This is a genomic window from Burkholderia sp. ZZQ-2 (genome assembly GCF_050768715.1).
GTDB lineage: Bacteria > Pseudomonadota > Gammaproteobacteria > Burkholderiales > Burkholderiaceae > Burkholderia > Burkholderia cepacia.
On the sequence record NZ_LDVA01000254.1, the window covers coordinates 1 to 4,199 of the forward strand.

Sequence of the window (4,199 nt, forward strand, 5' to 3'; positions counted from 1 at the left end):
GGCTGCACCGATGCGAACCGGTCGGCCGGCAGGCCGAGTGCGTCGATCAATGCGAGATCCCATGCGCCGTCGGGCGTCGCGAGCGCGGTCGCGCACGCGTCGCTCGGATCGGCCGCGACGTCGCCGCCCAGCGCGATGCGCAACCAGTCCTTCGGCTGCACGGCCCAGCGCGCGGCGCGCAGTGCATCGGGTTCGTGAGCGGCCAGCCAGCGCAACAGCGGGCCGGCCATACCCGGCGCGACGGGGTTCGGGGCAACGGGCAATCCGGCGACGGGCGATCCGGCGACGGGCGATCCCGTGACGGGCCAGCCGGCCTCATCCGCTTCGCGCACCGCCCGCGTGTCGGGCCACAGCAGCGCGGGCCGCACCGGCTGCCCGGCCGCGTCGATCAGCACGACGCCGTGCATCTGCCCCGAGAACCCGATCGCCGCCACCTGCGCGCGCTCGCCGGCCGGCAACCGCGCGGCCGCGCGCACCAGCGCCTGCCACCACGTGTCGGGCGCGATCTCGGCCCAGCCGGGCTGCGGCGACGACAGCGCATAGGGTTCGCTCGCGACCGCACGCTCGACGCCGTCGGCATCGAGCGTGACGAGTTTGACGGAGCCGGTGCCGAGGTCGATTCCGAGCAGGCGCATGACGTGAGGGCGAATTCGAATGAACGGATGTCGATGATAACGGGATCGCGATGCGCGCCCCGTCTTTTGCCGCCGCCGCGCCGGCCGACATCGCCATGGCCTGCCGGGTTTCACCCGGCTGCACGTTGGCGGTGAAAGCGGCGGCTCGCGGGTTAACCCGGCACGATTTTTCCCAGGCACTTTTTGCCGCTATGCGCCCCGCCCGATACACACCATAAAGCGGCCGATATTTGACATGGGGGCCAGCGCTATTTTGAAGGGCTATAAAACCGGGAACCCTCACTCCTGCGACAGTTTCCCGATGATCGACACCCTGTTTCATGCCGAAATGGCATATCGAACCAGCAAAGAGCGGAATAGTACCCAGCGCTCTTGTTGCGTGGATTCATTCCGCATAACTTCGTATCACCCCGAAAACAAGATCATGGAGTGAGACAGATGCAATCGAACACGGTCCATCCGTGCGATGAGGTGCTGCCGACCGGCAAGCTGGTAACGCTTGGCCTGCAACACGTCCTCGTCATGTACGCCGGCGCTGTTGCCGTGCCGCTTATCGTTGGCGCCGCACTCAAGCTGCCGAAAGACCAGATCGCGTTCCTGATCAGCGCCGATCTGTTTTCGTGCGGCATCGCCACGCTGATCCAGACGCTGGGCCTGTGGATCTTCGGGATCCGCCTGCCCGTCATCATGGGCTGCACGTTCGCGGCAGTCGGCCCGATGATCGCGATCGGCACGAACCCCGGCCTCGGCATTCTCGACATCTTCGGCTCGACGATCGCGGCCGGCATCATCGGTATCGTGCTCGCGCCGATGATCGGCAAGCTGTTGCGGTTCTTCCCGCCGGTGGTGGTCGGCACCGTGATCGCGGTGATCGGGCTGTCGCTAATGGAAGTCGGCATCAACTGGGCGGCCGGCGGCGTCGGCAACCCCGAGTACGGCAGCCCCGTCTATCTCGGCCTGTCGCTGCTCGTGCTGACGCTGATCCTGCTGATCAACAAGTTCGGCCGCGGTTTCATCGCGAACATCTCGGTGCTGCTCGGCATCGTCGCCGGCTTCGCGATCGCGTTCGCGATCGGCCGCGTGAATACCGACGGCGTCGCGCACGCACCGTGGGTCGGCATCGTGATGCCGTTCCACTTCGGCATGCCGCACTTCGACCCGCTGTCGATCGTGACGATGGTCACGGTGATGTTCGTCACGTTCATCGAATCGACCGGCATGTTCCTCGCGGTCGGCGACATGGTCGATCGTCCGGTCAACCAGGAGCGCCTCGTGCGCGGCCTGCGCGTCGACGGCCTCGGCACGCTGATCGGCGGCATCTTCAACTCGTTCCCGCATACGTCGTTCTCGCAGAACGTCGGCCTGATCGGCGTGACGGGCGTGAAGAGCCGGTTCGTGTGTGCGACGGGCGGCGTGATTCTCGTGCTGCTCGGCCTGTTCCCGAAGATGGCGCAGGTGGTCGCATCGGTGCCGCCGTTCGTGCTCGGCGGTGCGGGCATCGTGATGTTCGGGATGGTGGCCGCGAACGGCATCAAGGTGCTGTCGAAGGTCGACTTCGTGAACAACTCGCACAACCTGTTCATCGTCGCCGTGAGCGTCGGCATGGGTCTCGTGCCGGTCGTGTCGCCGCACTTCTTCTCGAAGCTGCCGCCCGCGCTCGCCCCGATCCTGCACAGCGGCATCCTGCTGGCGTCGGCATCGGCCGTGATCCTGAACATCGTGTTCAACGGCGTGAAAGGCGAAAAGGATGCGCGCTGCGAGATCCGCCGCGCCGGACACGACTTCGACGGCCGCCCGGCCGACGTGCATCACTGATCACGACGCGCCGGACGACGGCGCGAAGCGGTAACGGAAAACGCCACGGCATGCCGTGGCGTTTTTGCTTGGCGGAGCCGGGTTACGCGGGGTGCCTCGCGCGCTCAGGGTGGCCGCCTGCGATGCGGTGCAGGCTGCCTGGTTGATCGGTTGATCGCGCCTGGACGCGTATCTGCCGTGATCGGCATCGGCGGCATCCGATGCAGTCATCGTCACGCCAACCGTCGTGGTCTTGCACGACCCGGCCGCACAAAAGAAAACGCCACGGATTTTCATCCGTGGCGTTTTCGCTTTTGCATCGCGCCGGATCGGCAGGCAGAAGCGGTTGCCCGCTCCTGCCCCGCCTTTCACTTACCCGTTCGTCGCCGCCGACGACGCAGGCGCCGGAGCGGCCGCCTTGTCGTAGTCGACCGGCGCATCCGGCGCGCGCGGCGTCTCGCCGGCCCGCTGGATCCAGCCGCCGCCCAATGCGCGGTATAGCGTGACGAGGTTCGTCCAGCGCGCCAGGCGTGCGTTGATCAGCGTCTGCTGTGCCGAGTACAGATCCGTCTGCGCGGTCAGCACCGACAGGTAGCTGTCGACACCATTCTTGTAACGCAGGTCCGACAGGTCGAAACGTCGCTGCTGTGCGTGCTCGTTGCGCTCGAGCGCCGCGATCTGCTGGTCGTACGTGCCGCGTGCGGCAAGACCATCCGCCACTTCGCGGAATGCCGACTGGATCGCCTTCTCGTAGTTCGCGATCTCGATGCGTTTCTGCACGTTCGCGAGGTTCAGGTTCGCGATGTTCTGCCCGCCTTCGAAGATCGGCATCGTGATCTGCGGCGCGAACGACCACGCCGCCGTGCCGGCCTTGAACAGGCCGCCCAGCGTCGAGCTGCCGGTGCCGAATGCGCCCGTCAGCGAGATGCGCGGGAAGAACGCCGCGCGTGCCGCACCGATGTTCGCATTCGCGGCCAGCAGCGTCTGCTCGGCCTGCATCACGTCCGGACGACGTGTCAGCAGATCCGACGGCAACCCGGCCGGCACGTCCGTCAGCAGGTTCTGCGCGTCGAGCGGCATGCCTGCCGGCAGGTCGTCCGGCAGCGGCTCACCGATCAGTTGCACCAGCATGTTCAGTGCCTGCGCACGCGCACGCGCCTGCTGCTGCTGGTTCGACAGCGCCTGCTCGACCACCGTCTGCGCCTGACGCAGCTCGAGCTCGGAGCCCGTGCCGTTGTCGAACTGCAGCTTCGTCAGGTCGCACTGCGCCTGAGCGGACTTCAGCGTGTCCTCCGTGACCTTCAGCAGGTCGTCGGTCGACAGCAGCGTCAGGTATTGATCGGCCACCTGCGACACCAGCGAGATCTCGAATGCCTGCCGTGCATACGACGTCGACAGGTATTGCGCGAGTGCCTGGTCTTTCAGGCTCTGCACGCGGCCGAACAGGTCGAGTTCCCACGACGCGGACAGCCCGACGTTGTAGTTGCGCGAGATCAGCGGCGCATTGGTCGTCGACAAGCCCTGCGGAATGCGCTGGATGCTGCCCGTGCCCGTGCCGTCGAGCGTCGGGAACAGCTCCGCGCGCGTGATCTGGTACTGCGCGCGCGCCGCCTCGATGTTCAGCACCGACACGCGCAGGTCGCGGTTGTTTTTCAGCGCGATCTCGATCAGCCGCTGCAGGCGCGGATCGACGAAGAACTCGCGCCAGCCGATGGCGGTCGCCGCCTGGCCGTTCGCGCTGCGCGCGCCGGCCGCACCCGGCTGCGTCGC

General features: G+C 66.7%; 4 protein-coding genes. 1 reads left to right on the plus strand and 3 read right to left on the minus strand.

What is annotated here, in order from left to right:
• On the minus strand, window positions 1-635 hold a 635-nt coding region (locus ABY44_RS17780), incomplete at its 3' end, for an FGGY family carbohydrate kinase (RefSeq protein ID WP_431641498.1).
• A gap of 438 nt (window positions 636-1,073) precedes the next feature.
• Here ABY44_RS17780 and ABY44_RS17785 point away from each other — a divergent pair.
• Window positions 1,074-2,450, plus strand: coding sequence for a nucleobase:cation symporter-2 family protein (locus ABY44_RS17785; RefSeq protein WP_021159518.1), 1,377 nt, complete (start codon window positions 1,074-1,076; stop codon window positions 2,448-2,450).
• Here ABY44_RS17785 and ABY44_RS17790 read toward each other — a convergent pair whose 3' ends face one another.
• Both ABY44_RS17790 and ABY44_RS17795 read right to left on the minus strand, forming a co-directional pair.
• Window positions 2,451-2,801, minus strand: a complete 351-nt coding sequence (locus tag ABY44_RS17790) for a hypothetical protein (RefSeq protein WP_155637867.1) — start codon at window positions 2,799-2,801, stop codon at window positions 2,451-2,453.
• On the minus strand, window positions 2,802-4,199 hold a 1,398-nt coding region (locus ABY44_RS17795; protein ID WP_431641500.1), incomplete at its 5' end, for an efflux transporter outer membrane subunit. It abuts the gene before it with no gap.

What these genes read in the sequence shown, in the direction of transcription:
- ABY44_RS17785 (WP_021159518.1), top strand. Translation starts at nt 1,074, where the DNA reads ATGCAATCGAACACGGTCCATCCGTGCGATGAGGTGCTGCCGACCGGC.